The sequence below is a fragment of the Ruegeria sp. CF1 genome (assembly GCF_056537445.1).
Genome location: NZ_JBQFRN010000001.1, coordinates 593590 through 611508, shown reverse-complemented (window position 1 = coordinate 611508; position 17919 = coordinate 593590). Strand labels below are relative to the sequence as shown.

At 55.4% G+C, this 17919-nt stretch carries 22 protein-coding genes and 1 other RNA gene; 10 read left to right on the top strand and 13 right to left on the bottom strand.

Annotation, left to right across the window (positions count from 1 at the left end; all coding sequences use genetic code 11):
• Positions 1-4: 4 nt before the first annotated feature.
• The 4 genes from ACRZ96_RS03120 to fumC are packed head-to-tail and all read right to left on the bottom strand — an operon-like array spanning position 5 to position 2455.
• The gene (locus tag ACRZ96_RS03120) at positions 5-607 is read right to left on the bottom strand and encodes a DNA-3-methyladenine glycosylase I (RefSeq protein ID WP_480771422.1); all 603 of its coding nucleotides are present in this window, start codon (positions 605-607) and stop codon (positions 5-7) included.
• A gap of 59 nt (positions 608-666) precedes the next feature.
• Positions 667-888, bottom strand: a complete 222-nt coding sequence (locus ACRZ96_RS03115; protein WP_170405591.1) for a ribbon-helix-helix domain-containing protein — start codon at positions 886-888, stop codon at positions 667-669.
• On the bottom strand, positions 885-1061 hold the full coding sequence (locus ACRZ96_RS03110) for a DUF4169 family protein (RefSeq protein WP_170393154.1): 177 nt from the start codon (positions 1059-1061) through the stop codon (positions 885-887). Before ACRZ96_RS03110 ends, ACRZ96_RS03115 begins: the two co-directional genes overlap by 4 nt.
• A complete protein-coding gene (fumC, locus tag ACRZ96_RS03105; RefSeq protein ID WP_480704750.1) occupies positions 1061-2455 on the bottom strand; it encodes a class II fumarate hydratase in 1395 nt (464 codons plus the stop codon). Before fumC ends, ACRZ96_RS03110 begins: the two co-directional genes overlap by 1 nt.
• 207 nt (positions 2456-2662) lie before the next feature.
• On the opposite strand from fumC, the gene ACRZ96_RS03100 reads away from it, so the two are divergent.
• A complete protein-coding gene (locus ACRZ96_RS03100; protein ID WP_170421470.1) occupies positions 2663-3226 on the top strand; it encodes a hypothetical protein in 564 nt (187 codons plus the stop codon).
• A 26-nt stretch (positions 3227-3252) separates the two neighbouring features.
• Here the strand turns inward: ACRZ96_RS03100 and ACRZ96_RS03095 are convergent, their stop codons facing one another.
• The 9 genes from ACRZ96_RS03095 to ACRZ96_RS03055 all read right to left on the bottom strand — a co-directional run bounded on the left by ACRZ96_RS03095 (position 3253) and on the right by ACRZ96_RS03055 (position 10240).
• Complete coding sequence (locus tag ACRZ96_RS03095) at positions 3253-3720, bottom strand: SspB family protein (protein WP_170393151.1); 468 nt, start codon at positions 3718-3720, stop codon at positions 3253-3255.
• Positions 3721-3796: 76 nt separating this feature from the next.
• A complete protein-coding gene (gene chrA, locus ACRZ96_RS03090) occupies positions 3797-5047 on the bottom strand; it encodes a chromate efflux transporter (RefSeq protein WP_170510464.1) in 1251 nt (416 codons plus the stop codon).
• Complete coding sequence (locus ACRZ96_RS03085; protein ID WP_480814225.1) at positions 5044-5859, bottom strand: chromate resistance protein ChrB domain-containing protein; 816 nt, start codon at positions 5857-5859, stop codon at positions 5044-5046. Before ACRZ96_RS03085 ends, chrA begins: the two co-directional genes overlap by 4 nt.
• A 129-nt stretch (positions 5860-5988) precedes the next feature.
• The gene (locus tag ACRZ96_RS03080; RefSeq protein WP_170393148.1) at positions 5989-6420 is read right to left on the bottom strand and encodes an ester cyclase; all 432 of its coding nucleotides are present in this window, start codon (positions 6418-6420) and stop codon (positions 5989-5991) included.
• 99 nt (positions 6421-6519) lie between these two features.
• Positions 6520-6866: a transfer-messenger RNA gene (ssrA, locus tag ACRZ96_RS03075) on the bottom strand.
• Between the two features lie 36 nt (positions 6867-6902).
• Positions 6903-7265: a DUF4345 family protein gene (locus tag ACRZ96_RS03070; protein WP_480814224.1), complete on the bottom strand. Its 363-nt coding sequence runs from the start codon at positions 7263-7265 to the stop codon at positions 6903-6905.
• Positions 7266-7327: 62 nt separating this feature from the next.
• A complete protein-coding gene (locus tag ACRZ96_RS03065) occupies positions 7328-7978 on the bottom strand; it encodes a hypothetical protein (protein WP_170421484.1) in 651 nt (216 codons plus the stop codon).
• A gap of 13 nt (positions 7979-7991) precedes the next feature.
• On the bottom strand, positions 7992-9392 hold the full coding sequence (locus ACRZ96_RS03060; protein WP_170393145.1) for a selenium-binding protein SBP56-related protein: 1401 nt from the start codon (positions 9390-9392) through the stop codon (positions 7992-7994).
• Positions 9393-9508: 116 nt separating this feature from the next.
• Complete coding sequence (locus ACRZ96_RS03055; protein ID WP_170405607.1) at positions 9509-10240, bottom strand: FadR/GntR family transcriptional regulator; 732 nt, start codon at positions 10238-10240, stop codon at positions 9509-9511.
• 89 nt (positions 10241-10329) lie between these two features.
• On the opposite strand from ACRZ96_RS03055, the gene ACRZ96_RS03050 reads away from it, so the two are divergent.
• The 9 genes from ACRZ96_RS03050 (at position 10330) to dxr (ending at position 17918) form a co-directional block, all read left to right on the top strand.
• The gene (locus ACRZ96_RS03050) at positions 10330-11121 is read left to right on the top strand and encodes a DUF2182 domain-containing protein (RefSeq protein WP_480814223.1); all 792 of its coding nucleotides are present in this window, start codon (positions 10330-10332) and stop codon (positions 11119-11121) included.
• A 4-nt stretch (positions 11122-11125) separates the two neighbouring features.
• Positions 11126-11830 (top strand): DUF1326 domain-containing protein, encoded by a 705-nt coding sequence (locus tag ACRZ96_RS03045; RefSeq protein WP_170393142.1) that lies wholly within the window; start codon positions 11126-11128, stop codon positions 11828-11830.
• The gene (locus ACRZ96_RS03040) at positions 11830-12336 is read left to right on the top strand and encodes a DinB family protein (RefSeq protein WP_480704760.1); all 507 of its coding nucleotides are present in this window, start codon (positions 11830-11832) and stop codon (positions 12334-12336) included. The genes ACRZ96_RS03045 and ACRZ96_RS03040 overlap by 1 nt, the downstream gene beginning before the upstream one ends.
• Position 12337: 1 nt before the next feature.
• A complete protein-coding gene (locus tag ACRZ96_RS03035) occupies positions 12338-13432 on the top strand; it encodes a dimethylsulfoniopropionate demethylase (RefSeq protein WP_170510029.1) in 1095 nt (364 codons plus the stop codon).
• A 50-nt stretch (positions 13433-13482) separates the two neighbouring features.
• Complete coding sequence (gene acuI / locus ACRZ96_RS03030; RefSeq protein WP_480771426.1) at positions 13483-14478, top strand: acryloyl-CoA reductase; 996 nt, start codon at positions 13483-13485, stop codon at positions 14476-14478.
• 184 nt (positions 14479-14662) lie between these two features.
• Positions 14663-15226: a ribosome recycling factor gene (gene frr, locus ACRZ96_RS03025; RefSeq protein ID WP_170393138.1), complete on the top strand. Its 564-nt coding sequence runs from the start codon at positions 14663-14665 to the stop codon at positions 15224-15226.
• Positions 15227-15235: 9 nt separating this feature from the next.
• Entirely contained in the window at positions 15236-15967 is a 732-nt protein-coding gene (locus ACRZ96_RS03020) for an isoprenyl transferase (RefSeq protein ID WP_170421502.1), read from the top strand.
• Positions 15964-16746 carry a phosphatidate cytidylyltransferase gene (locus ACRZ96_RS03015; protein ID WP_170393136.1) on the top strand — a complete coding sequence of 261 codons (783 nt, stop codon included), beginning with the start codon at positions 15964-15966 and terminating at the stop codon, positions 16744-16746. The genes ACRZ96_RS03020 and ACRZ96_RS03015 overlap by 4 nt, the downstream gene beginning before the upstream one ends.
• Positions 16746-17918, top strand: coding sequence for a 1-deoxy-D-xylulose-5-phosphate reductoisomerase (dxr, locus tag ACRZ96_RS03010; protein ID WP_480814222.1), 1173 nt, complete (start codon positions 16746-16748; stop codon positions 17916-17918). Before ACRZ96_RS03015 ends, dxr begins: the two co-directional genes overlap by 1 nt.
• The last annotated feature ends 1 nt before the right edge of the window (position 17919 follow it).

Genomic DNA, 17919 nt, shown 5'->3' with positions numbered 1-17919 from the left:
TAATCTATTCGGGCTTGATGAAATCGCGGCGCAATTGCGCCGCTTTTTCGCGCAAGACACATCCGTTGGCGTGATCATTGATCAACCCCATGGCCTGCATAAAGGCAAAGATCGTGGTGGGGCCTACGAATTTCCAACCGCGTTCCTTCAGATCTTTCGACATCGCAATGGATTCTGTCGATGTGGAAGCGCTTTGCGGGGCGGGTGGCGCCGTAGGCTCGTACCTCCAGACATAAGCGGCCAATGATCCCTCGTCAGCGATTAGGTCCTGCACGCGGCGGGCGTTGTTGATCACGGCTTCAATCTTGCCGCGGTGTCGCACGATGCCTTTATCGTCCAGAAGTCGATTGATATCTGCATCAGAAAATTCTGCTATCTTGTTGAAATCAAAATTTCTAAACGCTGCCCTGAAGTTCTCGCGTTTTGACAGAATGGTGCGCCAACTCAAGCCTGACTGAAAGCTCTCGAGGCAGAGTTTCTCAAACAGTCGTCTGTCATCGGAAACCGGATATCCCCATTCGTTATCATGATAGTCAAAGAATTCGGGGGCGGCGTTGCACCACGAACACCGAGGTTTTCCATCTGGGCCCGTTGCCAAATCATTCATGAATGTACCCTTTTTGTTCTCCGCGAGGATAAGCGACGCGATTGTTTGAAATCAAGCACTCAATCGGTTTGACGATACCAATTCAGAATGAAGACACGAATGGCCGAAGCCAGTCCGGTTTCCGGGTCTCGCTCTGCATCAATATTTGCCGCCAGGACATTGATTGGGATATCTTTTTTCCGCGCGATGTCACGAAAGGCTTGCCAGAACTCATCCTCAAGCGAAACGGATGTTCGATGACCTTGCAAGGTCAGGGAGCGTTTGACAGGACGTCCACTCATTCGTCGACCTTGTGACCGTCAAGGTCCCGGCGCTGCCGGTCTTGCTGCAGCTTTACAACGGTCCTGTCGGCTTTGGATTGCCCGTGTTTCGCAGCGTTTGCATCCGCGCGGGCCTTTTTTTCAGCCCGCGCTTTTTCTTTTCGAAACCGGTTCAGGTTAACCGGTTTACCCATCAGCCCTTGGGTCCAATCATATGCTCGGGCCGCACAACCGCATCAAACGTCGCCTCATCCACAAAGCCCAACGCAATCGCTTCTTCCTTAAGTGTTGTGCCGTTCTTGTGCGCTGTTTTGGCGACGGTCGTGGCGTTGTCATACCCGATTGTCGGTGCCAGAGCAGTCACCAGCATCAGGGATTCCTTCATCAGCTTGTCGATGCGTGGCTCGTTGGCTTTGATGCCCAACAGCATCCGCTCGGTAAAGCTGTCGGCTGCATCGCCGAGCAGCTGGATCGACTGCAGCAGATTATAGGACATCATCGGGTTGTAGACGTTCAACTGGAAATGGCCCTGCGAGCCTGCAAACTTCATTGCTGCGTCGTTGCCCATCACATGTGCGGCCACCTGAGTCAGCGCCTCGGCCTGTGTCGGGTTCACCTTGCCTGGCATGATGGACGAACCGGGCTCGTTTTCGGGCAGAATAAGCTCACCCAATCCTGAGCGGGGCCCCGAACCCAACAGACGGATATCGTTGGCAATTTTGTAGCAGGAACCGGCGATCGTGGCCAACGCGCCCGACAGGAAGACCATGGCATCATGTGCGGCCAGCGCTTCGAATTTGTTCGGCGCGGTCACAAAGGGCAGGCCGGTGATATCGGCCATATTCTTGGCGACAGCCTCATCCCAGCCGCCATGCGTGTTCAAACCGGTACCCACAGCAGTACCGCCTTGAGCCAGTTCATAGATACCGGGCATTGCAGCTTCTACGCGCGCAATACCCTGACGGATTTGGTGCGCATACCCGCCGAATTCCTGTTCCAACGTCAACGGCGTGGCATCCTGCGTATGGGTGCGGCCGATCTTGATGATACCGGCAAACTCTTTTGCCTTGGCTTCCAGCGCCGAGGCGAACTTCTCAAGCCCGGGCATCAACACATCTCGCACACTCATCGCTGTGGCGATGTGCATCGCGGTGGGGAAAGTATCGTTCGAGGATTGACCCATATTGCAGTGATCATTCGGGTGAACGGGATCTTTCGAGCCAATCTCGCCACCCATAATCTCAATCGCGCGGTTCGCAATGACCTCGTTCGAGTTCATATTGGATTGCGTGCCCGAGCCGGTTTGCCATACGACCAGAGGAAAGTTGTCGTCAAACTTGCCTTCGAACACTTCACCGGCCGCTTGTATGATCGCGTCGGCGATCTTGGCGTCCAGCTTGCCGATGGCTTTGTTTTCAATTGCACAGGCCTTTTTGATCACACCCAACGCGCGCACGATGGCGACGGGCTGCTTTTCCCAGCCGATGGGGAAGTTCATGATCGAACGCTGCGTTTGCGCCCCCCAGTACTTATCGGCAGGCACCTCAAGCGGGCCAAAGCTGTCGGATTCAGTGCGGGTTTGAGACATCGGTCGCTCCGGTCTGGTATGCAGTCGTATGCCGTTTACCCGCAGCAAGGCTGTGGCGCAATCGGCCAGTTGAGCGCACCTTAAACTTGGGCCGCGCAAAGGTATAGACGCGGCACAGCTACAAATAATTTCTGTTAGCGAAAACAGTGCCATTGTACGTCGGCGGGCTAAAGTTAAGATGGGACAATAACCCTGACGGAGGCAACCATGCGCGTGTCACTTCTCAAAAGCCCTTTGTATACGCTTGCGTTATTGTTTGCCGCGAGTTTTTGGCTGGCAGTATTTGTGCAACACGCTCAGGCGACGGGAATCGAGCCGTTCGTGGGCGACTATACCGGTTCGGCCGACGTTGTTGATGCGGATGGTACGGCGACCCCTCGGGATATGAGCGTTTCGATTCAGGAAATTAAAGGGGGCTTCAACGTGAGTTGGACCACCACGACTTACAAAGCCGACGGTCGCATCAAGGATGAGAAATACTCGGTTGATTTTCAAAGCTCGGATCGGCCCGATGTTTATTCTGCGGCCATGAAGCGTAATGTGTTTGGCCACGAGGTGCCGCTTGACCCGATGAAAGGGGAACCCTTTGTTTGGGGGCGGATCGAAGGAGATACTCTGACGGTGTTTTCGTTGTTCATAGCCGAAAACGGTGGCTATGAGCTTCAGCAATTTGACCGGACACTAGCTGATGGTGGGCTCGACCTGTCATTTTCCCGGTTTCGCGATGGGGTTAAGTCGCGCTCGGTCGAGACATTCCTTCAAAAAGAATAAACCCCGCATCAAGCGGGGTTTTCTGGTCATTTCCGGAAGCTGTCCAGCGAGACCACGTCCGCATCATGCTGCGGTTCAGCCTCTTCGGCCTCAAGCTCAATCGGGGCCTCTTCCGTCACATGGATCTCTTCGTCCTCGTCTTCCGGGCTTTCAAAGCGCAAGCCAAACTCAACCGAAGGATCCACGAAGGTCTTGATCGCCAGATAGGGGATGTAAAGCGGTTCCGGCGCATCCCCGAAATTCAGCGTAATCGAAAAGCCATCGTCACCGACTTCGAGGTTTTCGAACCAGTGCTGCATGACAATCGTCATCTCGCCTGGATAGCGCTCACGCAGCCAATCAGCCAACTCAACGCCCTCATGCCGTGTATCAAAAGTGATAAAGAAATGATGCGAACCGGGCAGGCCGGTTTCGGACACGTCGGTCAGGACGGTCTTGATCAGGCCTCGCATGGCCGTGTGCATCAGATTCCCGTAGTCGATGTCTTGCGACATGGTTGATCCTCGAAAGTGGTTAATCCCAGCATAGTTCATTCGGACGGAAACGAAAGGCTGTGCTGGGCTGTATTGATTACAAAATCTGCATGCCTAGTCCGGCCAGAACCATGATACCAAGTGTGGTTGCTAAACCGGATTTCATACGGAAAATCAACAGGCCAGCCAGAACGGTCAGCACAAGTGCGCTGAATTCAAGCGACGAAAGGTCGGGTAGGGGGAGAGAAACTGGTCCCCAATGCCACCCCGGAATTGAGGTGAACAAGACGTTTAGCCCGAACCACACGGAGAGGTTGAGAATCACTCCGACGACCGCAGCTGTGATTCCGTGCATCGCGGCCCCAAGACGCGGACGCTCGGCGATTCTGTCTAGATGCGGGGCTGCAAGAAAAATCCACAGAAAACACGGTACAAACGTCGCCCATAAAGCGACAATGCCCGCCGCAAACGCTAGCGAGGCGCCTCCGGCAATCTGACCGCTAAGCATGGCCACAAATTGAGTCACCAGAATCAGCGGCCCAGGCGTGGTTTCGGCCAGACCTAGCGCGTCGATCATCTGGTCCGTGCTGATCCATTGGTAGGTTTCGACCACGGTCTGGGTCATATAGGCCAGCACCGCATAGGCACCGCCAAAAGTTACAACCGCAAGGCGGGCAAAGAACCAACCCAGATCGCTGAGCAATTCCTGACCCGTCAGAGACAGCACGAACAACGGCCCCAGCCAAAGAACAAGCCAGAAAACCGCAGTGCGAACGGGATTGGCAAGCGTTGGGCTGGTTTGAACGGCGGCTGGTGCATGATCCTTCGAAGTGGCGAACCCCCAAACGGCGGCGCACAGGATGATCAGCGGGAAGGGCAGGTTGAAGACAAAAATCCCTAAAAAGGCGAGGCCCGCGATCATCCGATGCTCAACATCTGTCAGCGCTTTTTTCGATAGGTTCCGTAGCGCCTGAAGGACGATGATGATCACGGTGGCCTTGATGCCCAGAAACCCGGCCTGAACCAAAGGCAATGTGCCATAGGCCGCATAGAGCAAAACCAACAGCGCGATCACCAGAGCCCCCGGCAGCACAAACAAGCTGCCCGCGATCAACCCTCCGGCTACGCCGCGCAGCCGCCAGCCAGCATAAGTGGCAAGCTGCATGGCTTCGGGACCCGGCAACAGCATGCACAGCGAAAGCGCGCGTAGATAGGTCTGTTCGTCCAACCAGGGGCGCTTTTCGACCAGTTCCTGATGCATGAGTGAGATTTGGGCGGCGGGGCCGCCAAATGACAAAAGCCCGATGCGCCCAAACACCCTGATCAACTCTTGATATGAAGGGGTCATCTGCCGTGACCCGCGGGCCAATCATGCGTCTCGCTAGAGCCATCGCGCGCCCAGCGATAGAGTGCATCATAGATGTGCATTCCAGCCTGCAATTGTTGTTGGTCATCCCGATACTGGCGCGACAAGCCGACCGAAAGGGCCAGTAACCCGGCGGCCTCAGGCGCCAGATCGTGCTTGTTTGTATCGGCTGCACGTATGATCGTGGCCATGCGGTCCAAGGGCTCTGATCGCAAATTGAATGCATCCAGCATCGTATCGAAAGTACAATTGTCGCCGCGATGGCTCCAATCAGTTCCTTCAACATCAAAGGGTGTGGCGCCGAAGTGCTCGGCAATCCCCTGAATTTCATCCGGTGCTACAAACAGGAACCGAGCGCGCCTGTCGACAAACCTGCGGATCAGCCAGGGGCACGCGATGCGATCAATCTTGGGGCGATGCCGCGTCACCCAGACCGTGTTGCCTTTTGCAACTGCAGGAAGGGGAGGCACAGGCACGACCATTGCGCCCGGCATAGCGCGCCAGGCGAACATTCCACCTTCCAGAAATTCTGCCACCACCCCTTCAGCCTGCAGCCATGAAACAACGCCCTGACTCAGCTTTTTGCCTTTCTGGCAAATTACTATGCAAGAATGATCGCCGGTATGATTTCTTATGCCATCAACATTTTGATATGGCATTCGGAATGCGCCGGGTATGAGGGAGGGATCATCGTCGAAATCCCCATCTGTGCGCACATCAAACAGGATAGGAGCCTGAGGCGTACCGATCAGGCGCAAGAGTTGTCGGGGTGTAATTGCATTGGGGGCAGCCATTGCATGTTTCCTTATTGCTTTGGATACATGCGAACTTGGGCTGCCGCCTCACGGGGTGTTCGCAAGCTTACCCCTTGATCCTCTGCTAGCGCGCAAATGCGTGATGGGTCAAGCTTGCGGTCAAGTTTATCAGGCCCAGTCCAACCTTTGCCCGGTCATGCAAACCGGAAGAGTATCCTGTGGGAACTGCCCCAGCTGTTCAAAAAGTGTAATGAAATCAAACTGATTATAGGCCTCGACCATCTTGTCCCCTTTGAAGCGCGCCATGACTTGTCCGGTAACTTCAAGCGGGGCACCGTTATCGGCCCGGAAAGTGCGGACATGCAGAATACCCGAGACCCAATCACCATTTTCGATGATCTTCGGCAGTTCGACTGTGATCTCGCCCAGAACATGACGAAACGCCATGACCAGATCGCGAAAGTCGTCCGCGCCAACCTGCATTTCGGGTATCAACCCTTCGGCCATCGTATCCGGGGCAAAAAACTGATCGATTGCATCGGTATTGCCTTGTTCCCAGACCTCTGAATACCACGCCCTAAGCCTGTCAGAATTCGTCATCTCAGCCCTCCTGTCGCTTGTTCAGGAAGATGAAGCAGAGAAGTGAATAAACCCTGAATCCCAGGTGAGTTATGGGCATGGAGCAGACATAATCGGTAAAATGCAGGTTTCTGTTGCCAGGTACCTGCGAACCCCGCCTTACGCGGCTAGGCGCAAGGGCTTAAGTTTCGGTCTTGCTACTGCTTACGCAGCAACTGCAACCGGAGCACGATTGTCGTTTGCAATTGTACTAGTTTCGCCGGTAACGGTGGCAGACAGCCGAGACAAAGCTAACCCCTTTAGACGTTCGTCGATCCTATTTCGGCCCCATGATCCTCAAACGAAGGATGTTGGTGGAGCCGCCGGGTACCGCCCCCGGGTCCGATCCGCTTATTACGAGCGCGTTTATGTCCATAGTCCCGAAGGACCCCTCATATATAGGTTAGGACGTGGTCGGATGCAAACCCGGAATGCTAAGGTTGACTTATATCAAATTCAATAAGTTAAGCAGCTCTGTTCATGTTGGCGAGAATAAGCCAAAGGGCCAGAACAAGCTCGATTCCACCAAAAGTCAGCGCCTTGACGAACGGGGGATTATCCAGCGCCAAAGACACAAACCGACCCAACGCCGCCCCTGCATAAACAACGCCCAGCATGACATATGCCATCGGTGTGTTGAGCCAGAGAACCACGGCACCTGTCACCACGAACAACCCGCCAACCGAGGCTCGCATCTCACTAAGTCCCATGGTGCTTTTGGTGGGGGCTAGGTCCAGCGCGTTGGCTGTGTAGGCCGGGGCCAGAAATCCGAACAAACCAAAGCCGACGGTCAGCAAGGCGGCAATCACGTTAAGGGTTGTGATCATGGACTTTTTCCCTTTCTGCTCTGCCCGCAGAGTCTAGCGCAGCACTATGTAAAGAAAAGCATCTAAATCGCTGACCACAAGCCTATAACTCCGACCGCGATCAGGCTGAGAGCCCAGACAAGTTCCAGATTGAACCAACTGCGTGACAGAAATTGAAGGCCCAGCCAGCGATAGACGGCGAAGGCCAGAATGCCCCCGCCAAGGATCATGGCGGCTGTGTGAAGTGCAGCGACCGTCAGTACGAGCAGGCCATTGCTCGCCATGATCTGAGAGACTGCGATCTGGCCCGTTTCCAACTCGTCTGATCCACACAATCCAAGATAAATCGGAACCAACATCAACGCCGCGCCGTGTGCCAGCGCAACGAGGAACGACCAAAGTGCCAATTTGCTTGGCGGTACGCGCGACAACATCCGGGGATGCCGGCGTGTTATGGCGATGTAAACACCCATTGTGATCACAATCAGCGCAGCACCGATACGAATTTCGCGTTGATATTCAACCAGAACTGCCATCATAGCAAATGGCAGTAGGACCCCCAGCATGGCGACGAAATGACCACCAGCCAGGGCGGTCAATGCGCGCCACAAAGCTGATGGCCGTTGTTCCATCAGCGCCGAAGATACCGCAAGCGGCCAGCCCATTCCGGGATTCAGGCCATGATAAGCGCCGCTAAGCACAACGGCCAGCCAGAGACCAGCCGTTGATGTCATCAGAGTCTCCAACTCAGACCGATGGGTAGCAGAAACTATCGGTTGAACAGTCTCCACCCTCAAGCCGGATTTGGTGGGCCCGATATCCGTCGGGGAAGTCGACCCAGAACTTCGGATCCAATGTCAGGCCCCCGTTCTCGCCAACATCCGCCTTGACCATCGCAGCCCCGCGTTCACCGGGATAGAACTGATCATCCCATGTGGAATACAGCGAATTGGTCCAATATACCCGCTTTCCGTCGCGGCTGATTTCAACCATCTGCGGCCCGTAACCAAAGTCTTGCCCGTTGGGATGTTTGGTTTTCTTGACGATCCCCCCGATCTCGACTTTGCCCGCAAGGGTCGGGTTCATCGGATCAGAGACATCGTATTGATGCATCTCACCCGTGCCCCAACAGGCCACATAAAGGTATTTATCGTCTAAGCTGAGATCGATATCCGTGACCAGTGGCGGAACGGCAGAGAAGCCTTTCAGCAATTCAGGCAAGTCATCTGGATCAGCGGGCTGCGGATCGATCGTGATGGTCTTCTTGGCCTCGAAGGTGCCATCATCATTACGCCACCAAGTAAAGATCGCGCCCTGCAGGTTGGTCGTGTCAACCACCACACCACAGAACCCATATTGTTTGACCGGATCGTGAGCGGGCCGGATTTCCAGGGCCATCTGGTGATTTTCACCCAGATCGATGGTCTGAATATTGGTCCGGCTGCGCAGGTTCCAGAAATGGATGCTGTGCCCGTATTTGTTCGAAAGCAGATCCTCGGCCACGATGCCGTTTTCGAATTGCGGAGGCAGCCCCCATTCCGAACTGACCATATAGTCGCGTGGCAGGTTCCACCAGAAATCGTAGTGTTTGTCTTGGATACCTCGCTCGATCTCGTAGCGCCCGATGATCTCGAAGCTCTCGCAATCCATGATGAAAATGCCCGGAGGACCGTCCGTGCCGTCTTCGCCACCGCCTCCAAGCGTGCTCACGTAGATCCCCTCCGGTCCGCAATGGATCGTGTGCGGGCGGGAATATCCAGTTTTTGCAAAAACTTCTTCGGGTTCGATGATCTTGTGTATCTTGGCCTCAAGCGGGTTCTTGACGTCGATAATGTAGATCCGGCTTGATCGTATGCCAGGAACAATGAGGTAGCGGCGTTCCAGAAACGCATGGCCACTAAGCGGTGACAGCGCAGAGGAACAAGCGTTCCACCCGAAATGGTGAAACTCATCGCCTTTTTCTGGCATGATCACCTGATGAACAATTTTTCCGTAATCATCCGAAGTCGGATCCACGTTCACGACGGCCAAACCGTCTGGTTGGGAAAAATCAGGGCTTAGCATCAACGTGAATGCAAGCGTTTCAGTGGGGCCCTCCATCGCCAGTTTGGCTGATGGGTAAAAGGTTGGGTCCGGTCTTTGGTTCATAACGTCCTCCCGTAAGTCATTGATCTTCAATTCATGTTGGAAGTTCCGGTCTTAACGCCGGATGTCATGCTGCCTGCTCGGGCACCTCGCCGTCCTTCGTTCCTTTTTGCCTGTGGTCAGGCGGGTTTGCGTCGTCTTTCGGCCACGTCCTGCGCCAGTTGCCGTGTGTAGGCCTCAAGTTTGATCAATGCTGCATCGACCGAGCCGGCATCACGCGCTTCTAGTGCGTCTGTGATGTCACTGTGGAGGGCGATGATCTCTTCGCGGGATCGAGCCGTGAACGTAATCATGTTCATCAGAGGTTGCATAGCCTCGACCGCACCGGCCAATTGGTAGGACAGAACGGGGTTGCCCGCGCCATCCACAAGCGCGCGATGAAAGGCGACGTCGGACGCGCAGAAAGCCTCATCTGTGAGACCTGGTTGCGCCTGACGAAATATCTCGGCCCGCATGGTGGCGAGTTGATCTGCGGTGCGGCGTTGTGACGACAAAGCAGCGCATGCACGTTCGAGCGCATAACGCGCTTCGCATGCGGTGTCGAAACTGACAGCGTTCATCGACAGCAGCAGTGTCGAGGTTGTGACTTGTTGGGAATAGGCATCCTCAAAACTCAGTCGGTTCACAAACGCACCACCCGATGCCCCGCGTTGCGTGCGGATAAGGGACTGCGCTGCCAGGCGTTTCAGTGCTTCGCGAACCGTAGGCCGTGATACTTTGAACTGATCGGCCAACTCAGATTCTGAGGGCAGACGCTCATCTACGATCAGCCGACCCGAGATAATTGCGTCCCGGATCGCCTGAGCAATTTGAGCGGATAGATCTGCAGTACTCTGAGGGTCGATTTTCATGGTTGTTTTCGGCGATGCGTAATTTTTATTTGTCTGACATTTAAAAGTCTGACATTTGAAAAGCAAGAGAGTTGAGTCGGGAGGAGCAAGTGAGTCGCTCAATTTTCCGCAGCGCGCTTTGGTTGGGCTTCTACATCACGATCCTTTGGTCGTGGTGGATGATGGTCTCGATGAGCCGCGATATGGACGTGGACTGGATCGGTCGACCTGGACCGATGGGTCAGACGATGGCGGCCATGGATCCGCGTATGGACATGTATATGCCCATGGCCGAGTTCGGCCCACTTTTCTGGATGTGGGCGATCATGATGGCGGCCATGATGCTGCCGACTTTGGTGCCCACGTTGCGCAGTTATGATGATCTGATCCGCAGCGCGAACGGTACGCGGGCAGGGTGGCTGGGCGTTCTATCCGGATACTTCATAGTTTGGGTGGGCTTCGCTGCGCTGATCACTGGCCTGCAATTGGCGCTGCTGTTTGGCGGCGCGGTTGATATGTTGGGAATCGCTAAATCGCCATATCTGGCCGCCGGCCTGTTGATCGCCGTGGGTGCCTTTCAGTTTTCTCGGGCGAAAGAAGTCTGCCACGGTGTTTGCCATGCACCGATGACGTATTTTCTGGGCCACTGGAAAACCGGATTCGGCGGCGGTGTACGCATGGGCGTTGGACTGGGTGCGTTCTGTGTCGGTTGCTGCTGGGGCTTCATGGCGTTGGGCTTTGTCGGCGGCGTCATGAGCCTGCTCTGGATGGGGCTGGCGACCCTGTTCATGGTATTGGAAAAACTTCCCCAGATCGGGCACGCCGTGACCCGTCCTATGGGATTCGTCTTGATTGCGGGTGGTTTTGCACTGCTCGCTCATCACATTGTTTACGGAGGATAAGTCGATGGCTAAAAATAGAAAACCGGATGCAGACAAGCTGCCGGTCAGTCAAAGAATTGACAGCCGGATGCCAAATCCCAAGCGGCGTGAGATGAGCCCGACCGATTGGGCGGTTAAGGGTGAACTGATCCTGAATTGTTCGTGCGACGTATTCTGCCCATGCGTGGTTTCGCTGGGTGCACACCCTCCGACCGAAGGGCATTGCCACGCGTGGATGGGTATCGCGATCGACGAAGGCCATTACGAAGGCGAAGATTTGTCCGGTCTGAATGTAGGTCTGCTGGTTGATATCCCCGGACGCATGGGCGAAGGCCAGTGGAAAGTCGCGGCTTATGTGGATGAACGTGCCAGCGGCAAGGCTTATAATGGACTGTTGCAGATATTCAGCGGTCAGGCAGGTGGCACAACCGGGCTGTTCACTATGTTGGTCAGCGAGATCATAGGGGCTGAACGTGCACCGGTTCAGATCGAAAGGGACGGCACCAAACGCCGGATCATGATAGGGCGCAAGATTCAGGGTGAGATCGAAATGCTGGCGGGCAAAGACCCAGAGCACCCGGTGATGGTTTCAAATTCGAAATACTGGATGGGGCCGGACATCATTGTAGCAAAAGGCACGAAATCCAAGGTGCGCGACTATGGTCGCGTATGGGACTTCGGCGGCAAGTCAGCCGAGATCTGCCCGATTGACTGGCACGGGCCTAAGTAATGATAACCGGTGCCTATGCCCGTGAAATGGCGCGATATAACCACTGGCAAAACAACCAGTTAAAGAGCTTTCTCAAAGCTCTTTCAGACGAAGAATTGGCACGGGATCGCGGCGCTTTTTTCGGGTCGATCATGGGAACTGCCAATCATCTGCTTTGGGGGGATTGGATCTGGATTTCCCGGTTTGACAAGGGACCGGGGCCAGGTGGTGGCATTCCTAAGAGTGTCTCGATCTGCACTGGCATGGCCGACTGGCTGCCGCTGCGCGATACGATTGACGCCCGTATTGCGAGATGGGCCAATACGTTGGGGGATGATGTCCTGAGCGGTTCGTTCACGTGGTACTCGGCTGCAAAAGAGAACGACGTAACAAAGCCTTACGGGCAATGCGTCATTCATATGTTCAATCATCAGACGCATCATCGCGGACAATTGCACCAAATGCTGACCGAGGCTGGTTCGCAGGCACCTGTCAGCGATCTTGTCTTTCTGCCAGAGGATTTCTGACATGGCAGTCATCTCACCGAACCGGCGCGTGCGCAAAACCCCATTCACTCCGGGCGTCGAGGCCGAAGGCGTCACAGGGTATACCGTTTATAATCACATGCTGCTTGCGACGGTTTTTGAAAGCATCGAGGCTGATGCGGCGCATCTGAAACAGCATGTACAGGTCTGGGATGTCTCGTGTGAGCGGCAGGTACAGATCAAAGGCCCGGATGCGTTGCGGCTGATGAAGATGCTCAGCCCGCGCGATATGGACAAAATGCAGGCGAACCAGTGCTATTATGTGCCGATAGTAGATCACAATGGCGGCATGCTGAATGATCCTGTTGCGATCAAACTGGCGGATGATCACTATTGGTTGTCGGTTGCCGATGGTGACCTTTGGCAATTTGCTCTGGGAATCGTGATTGCGCTGGGGCTGGATGTCGATATTTCTGAGCCGGATGTGTCGCCCTTGGCGGTACAAGGCCCCAAGGCGGACGAGCTGATGACGCGCGTCTTTGGTGATGAAGTCAGGGATATAAAGTTCTTTCGATATAAACGGTTAGCGTTTGAAGATACATCTTTCGTCGTCGCCCGGTCAGGCTGGTCGAAACAAGGCGGGTTTGAGATATACGTCGAAGGGACGGATTATGGCATGCCACTATGGGACACGCTGTTTTCTAATGGCCGAGACCTGAACGTGCGGGCAGGTTGCCCAAACGGGATTGAGCGTGTTGAAAGCGGTCTGTTGAGTTTCGGGTCGGACATGCGGCGGGAGAATACGCCCTATGAATGCGGGCTAGCACGGTTCTGCAATTCTCCGCTGGATTATATCGGCAAAGCCGATTTGGCGGATCAGGCGAAAAACGGTCCGCCCCGGCAGATCCGTCCGCTTGTCATTGAAGGTGAGATCGGACCGTGCACCGAATCTTGGCCGCTGATGGCCGGGGGCCGGCAGGTCGGGCAGGTGGCTTCGGCTGCGTATTCACCCGAGTTTGGAGTGAATGTAGCCATTGGAATGGTCGACCGGTCCCATTGGGCGCCAGGTACGCGGATCGAATTGATGACCGAACATGGAATGCGATGGGCCGAAGTGCAGGAAAAATTCTGGCGCTAAGCCCTTGTTTCAGGAACACAGCCGATTGAGGCAATAGAAGGAGTAAGTTCATGTTTAATGCACTTGTCGTTGAAAAAGATGAAGAAAGTGGCCTCGCAAGCGCTTCGGTGAAGCAGATTTCTCTGGATGCGCTGCCGGATGGAGAAGTGACGATCGCCGTTGAATATTCAACGGTGAACTACAAGGACGGTCTGTGCATGTCGCCCAAAGGCGGTGGTCTGGTGCGTAGCTATCCTCATATTCCGGGCATCGATTATGCGGGCACGGTCGAGCAGTCCTCGGATGCACGCTACAAACCTGGCGACAAGGTCGTGCTGACGGGTTGGCGCGTAGGTGAAGCGCATTGGGGCGGCTATTCACAAAAAGCAAACGCGCGGGCAGATTGGCTGGTGCCGTTGCCGGATGGGTTGGATACACGGCAGGCGATGGCAGTTGGCACTGCCGGGTTCACCGCTATGCTGGCCGTCATGGCGCTGGAGGATCAAGGTTTGCAGCCGGGTCATGGCCCGGTGTTGGTCACAGGTGCCGCAGGAGGTGTCGGCTCGGTCGCGACGGCCATTTTGGCCCATCTGGGCTATGAGGTTGCAGCTGTGACCGGGCGTCCTGAAACCGAAGAATACCTGAAATCACTGGGTGCAACCACAATTGTCCCGCGTGACGAGTTGAACGAGACCACCAAGCGTCCGCTGGAAAGTGAAACTTGGTCCGGATGTGTCGATGCGGTGGGCGGAGCGATGCTTGCCCGCGTGCTGGGGCAGATGAAGTATGGGGCCTCGGTAGCTGCGGTTGGCCTTGCCGGAGGTGCGGCGCTGCCCGCGACCGTGATCCCATTCCTGCTGCGCGGTGTAAATTTGTTGGGCATCGACAGCGTGATGCAGCCATATGACAACCGGGTCCGTGCCTGGAAGCGTATCGCGACCGATTTGCCTATGGATAAACTTGAGGCGATGGTCCATGCAGCAACCCTTTCTGATCTGCCCCAGTTGGGAGCGGACATCCTGCAAGGTCAGGTAAAAGGGCGCGTCGTGGTAAACGTGAACGCTTGATAGACAAAACAGACAACGGATCGGCCGGAGCATGCATCCGGCCGACCCAATTGTCGGGAATGAGGCCGAAATGCCGGAAACAGTTCTGGCCATTGCCACATTTCGTGACCATGATTGCTATACATCCCATTTGTGATGGCTTAAGACCCATCCGAACATCACCTGAAGACGGGGAGTGAGCAGCATGTCTGATGATTTCGAACTCGATACCGATGATCTGAAACGCCGCATGGACGGTGCCATGGCCAACCTCAGAACCGAATTCGCTTCGCTGCGGACCGGTCGTGCATCGGCTTCAATGCTTGAGCCCGTCATGGTCGATGCTTACGGCGCGATGACTCCGATCAATCAGGTTGGTACCGTGAACGTCCCTGAACCGCGCATGGTAACCGTGAATGTTTGGGACAAGGGCCTCGTCGGCAAAGTTGAAAAGGCCATTCGGGAAAGCGGTTTGGGTATTAACCCGCAACTGAATGGTACCATCATCATGCTGCCGATTCCCGAACTGAACGAAGAACGCCGTCGCGAGCTCGGCAAGGTCGCGGGTCAATATGCAGAAAGCGCACGGGTTTCGATCAGGAATGTGCGCCGTGATGGCATGGACCAGATCAAAAAGGCCAAGGCAGACGGCATGTCCGAGGACGATCAGAAATTCTGGGAAACCGAGGTTCAGGAGCTGACGGATACCATGATCAAATCCGTCGATGATGCGCTCGAGACCAAACAAGCCGAGATCATGCAGGTCTGAGCATCGGATATGCCAAAGGATCCCGATACCTCTCCGATTGCAGGGCCGCGCCACGTTGCTATCATCATGGACGGCAACGGTCGCTGGGCACAGTCGCGCGGGCGGCCTCGATTGTTTGGCCATCATGCAGGTGCGCGCCGCGTCCGTGAGGTGGTCGAGGCCTGCCCGGGTTTAGGGATCAAGTATCTGACAGTATTTGCGTTTTCGACTGAAAACTGGAAACGCACTCAGGTCGAAGTTGCAGGCCTGATGAGCTTGTTTCGCCGTTACATCGTCAAAGAGACCAAGACCTTGAAAGATAACGGCATTCGGGTCCGTTTCATTGGGGATAGAGTTCGGCTGGATGCCAAGCTGACCGAGCTGATGGATACGCTTGAACGCGAAACACAGAACAACGACCTGGTTCATCTAACCGTTGCCTTGAACTATGGCGGTCGTGACGAGGTGGCGCGCGCGACCAGACGTTTGGCACGTGACGTGGCCGATGGCATTCTGCGCCCCGAGGACGTGGACGAGGAAACTCTGCCCAAATATCTGGACACGCGCGTTCTGCCTGACCCCGATTTGGTGATCCGTACCAGTGGTGAAGCGCGGATTTCGAATTTCCTGCTGTGGCAGTCTGCCTATTCCGAATACGAATTCATCGATACTCTGTGGCCTGATTTCACCGCTGCAGAACTAGAACGGCTGTGCCGCAACTATGGATCGCGTGAACGGCGGTTTGGAGCGGTCCCGGCATGAGTGATGGCCGATGGTCTGATCTGACTGCCCGGGTTTTGTCGGCTTCGGTTCTTGTGACTATTGCGGCAGTCGAAGTTTGGCTAGGCGGCCTGTGGTTTGAGATATTTATCGGCACCGTCTGCGGTCTGATGATATGGGAACTGATCCGGATGATCGACCCAGAACGTCAGGGTGTCGCGATTCAGCTGGCGATACTGACCGGGTTCGCCGTGGTCCTAAGCTATCATCTACCACCGCTATACAAGCTTCCATGTTTGGTGGCCCCGGCATTGGTAGGAGCAGGACAGATCAACCGTGCGCGCGGGATATACGTCCTGTTTGCCCTTTGGATCGCGATGTCGGGGCTGGGATTCATATCGATCCGAGAAAACCTGGGATTTGGATGGATGGTTTGGCTGATCCTTGTGGTCGTGGCCACGGATGTCGCCGGGTATTTTGTGGGCAAAACGCTTGGCGGACCTAAGTTTTGGCCCAGAGTTAGCCCCAAGAAGACATGGTCCGGTACGGTTGGAGGCTGGGTTGCCGCCGCGCTGGTCGGAACAGTTTTTGCGCACTATGCCGGTTTCGGCATTGCTTTTATCGTTGTCTCGGTTCTTGCCTCTATGGCCAGCCAGATCGGTGATATTGTTGAAAGCGCGACAAAACGTGGCTTTGGCGTTAAGGACAGCTCAAACCTTATACCCGGCCATGGCGGGTTTCTGGATCGGTTTGATGGGATGATGGGCGCGTCAGTCTTTGTGTTGCTCGCAGGGCTGTTTTACGCGCCCGGAGGTATGTGATGCGAAGGGTATCCATATTTGGCGCGACTGGTTCCATTGGCCAGAATACGATTGATCTGATCGCAAGAAATCCGAATGCCTATGACGTGGTCGTGTTGACCGGTGGACGCAACGTCGCGCAGCTTGCACGCGATGCGGTGCGCCTGGATGCAGACGTGGCGGTGACTGCGTTTGATGACAAACTCGATGATCTGCGTGACGCATTGGCCGGCAGCAGAGTGCGAGCGGCTGCGGGGCAGGCCGCTCTGATCGAGGCCGGGGCGCGACCGGCGGATTGGGTGATGTCTGCAATTGTCGGTTCCGCAGGACTGGCTCCGGGGATCGAAGCGTTGAAACAAGGGGCGACACTCGCGCTTGCCAACAAGGAAACGCTGGTTTGTGCCGGGCCGCTGGTTCTGGAAACGGCTCGGGCGCATGGCGCCACGCTATTGCCCGTGGATAGCGAACATTCGGCAGTTTTTCAGGCGCTTGTGGGCGAGGATATGACTAGCGTCGAACGGATCATTATCACCGCAAGCGGTGGAGCGTTCCGGGATTGGCCGCTTGGCGATCTGGCCAAAGCAACTGTTGAACAGGCATCGAGTCATCCGAACTGGAACATGGGACAGCGGATTACGATCGACAGCGCATCTATGTTCAACAAGGCATTGGAAGTTATAGAAACCAAAGAATATTTTGGCGTTAACCCATCGAATATCGAAGTCCTCGTGCACCCCGAATCCATCGTTCACGCACTGGTCGGATTTCAGGACGGCGCCTTGATGGCACATCTGGGGGCTCCGGATATGCGCCATGCCATCGGGTACGCGCTGCATTGGCCCGAACGACGCGATTTACCAGTTGCGCGTCTGGATCTCGCGCAACTGGGTCAGTTGCGATTTCATGCACCGGATGAAGCGCGTTACCCGGCTTTGCGTCTTGCCCGCGAAGTGATGCAGCGCGGCGGCTTGTCCGGTGCGATCTTCAACGCCGCCAAAGAGCGCGCATTGGACCACTTTATAGAAAACCGGATACGTTTTTTGGATATGGCAGACACGGTGTCGGCCGTGTTGGAGCGCTTTGAGGCCTCAGACAGCCTGATTGATGCACCATTGACCCTTGATAATGTACAGCAAACGGACCATCTCGCACGTCAGTGGGTCGATGAAACCGTATTGGAACGAGCAGGATAGA

Coding starts and splice junctions, on each gene's coding strand:
- ACRZ96_RS03120 (WP_480771422.1), bottom strand. CDS start 607: ATGAATGATTTGGCAACGGGCCCAGATGGAAAACCTCGGTGTTCGTGG.
- ACRZ96_RS03115 (WP_170405591.1), bottom strand. CDS start 888: ATGAGTGGACGTCCTGTCAAACGCTCCCTGACCTTGCAAGGTCATCGA.
- ACRZ96_RS03110 (WP_170393154.1), bottom strand. CDS start 1,061: ATGGGTAAACCGGTTAACCTGAACCGGTTTCGAAAAGAAAAAGCGCGG.
- fumC (WP_480704750.1), bottom strand. CDS start 2,455: ATGTCTCAAACCCGCACTGAATCCGACAGCTTTGGCCCGCTTGAGGTG.
- ACRZ96_RS03100 (WP_170421470.1), top strand. CDS start 2,663: ATGCGCGTGTCACTTCTCAAAAGCCCTTTGTATACGCTTGCGTTATTG.
- ACRZ96_RS03095 (WP_170393151.1), bottom strand. CDS start 3,720: ATGTCGCAAGACATCGACTACGGGAATCTGATGCACACGGCCATGCGA.
- chrA (WP_170510464.1), bottom strand. CDS start 5,047: ATGACCCCTTCATATCAAGAGTTGATCAGGGTGTTTGGGCGCATCGGG.
- ACRZ96_RS03085 (WP_480814225.1), bottom strand. CDS start 5,859: ATGGCTGCCCCCAATGCAATTACACCCCGACAACTCTTGCGCCTGATC.
- ACRZ96_RS03080 (WP_170393148.1), bottom strand. CDS start 6,420: ATGACGAATTCTGACAGGCTTAGGGCGTGGTATTCAGAGGTCTGGGAA.
- ACRZ96_RS03070 (WP_480814224.1), bottom strand. CDS start 7,265: ATGATCACAACCCTTAACGTGATTGCCGCCTTGCTGACCGTCGGCTTT.
- ACRZ96_RS03065 (WP_170421484.1), bottom strand. CDS start 7,978: ATGACATCAACGGCTGGTCTCTGGCTGGCCGTTGTGCTTAGCGGCGCT.
- ACRZ96_RS03060 (WP_170393145.1), bottom strand. CDS start 9,392: ATGAACCAAAGACCGGACCCAACCTTTTACCCATCAGCCAAACTGGCG.
- ACRZ96_RS03055 (WP_170405607.1), bottom strand. CDS start 10,240: ATGAAAATCGACCCTCAGAGTACTGCAGATCTATCCGCTCAAATTGCT.
- ACRZ96_RS03045 (WP_170393142.1), top strand. CDS start 11,126: ATGGCTAAAAATAGAAAACCGGATGCAGACAAGCTGCCGGTCAGTCAA.
- ACRZ96_RS03040 (WP_480704760.1), top strand. CDS start 11,830: ATGATAACCGGTGCCTATGCCCGTGAAATGGCGCGATATAACCACTGG.
- ACRZ96_RS03035 (WP_170510029.1), top strand. CDS start 12,338: ATGGCAGTCATCTCACCGAACCGGCGCGTGCGCAAAACCCCATTCACT.
- acuI (WP_480771426.1), top strand. CDS start 13,483: ATGTTTAATGCACTTGTCGTTGAAAAAGATGAAGAAAGTGGCCTCGCA.
- frr (WP_170393138.1), top strand. CDS start 14,663: ATGTCTGATGATTTCGAACTCGATACCGATGATCTGAAACGCCGCATG.
- ACRZ96_RS03020 (WP_170421502.1), top strand. CDS start 15,236: ATGCCAAAGGATCCCGATACCTCTCCGATTGCAGGGCCGCGCCACGTT.
- ACRZ96_RS03015 (WP_170393136.1), top strand. CDS start 15,964: ATGAGTGATGGCCGATGGTCTGATCTGACTGCCCGGGTTTTGTCGGCT.
- dxr (WP_480814222.1), top strand. CDS start 16,746: ATGCGAAGGGTATCCATATTTGGCGCGACTGGTTCCATTGGCCAGAAT.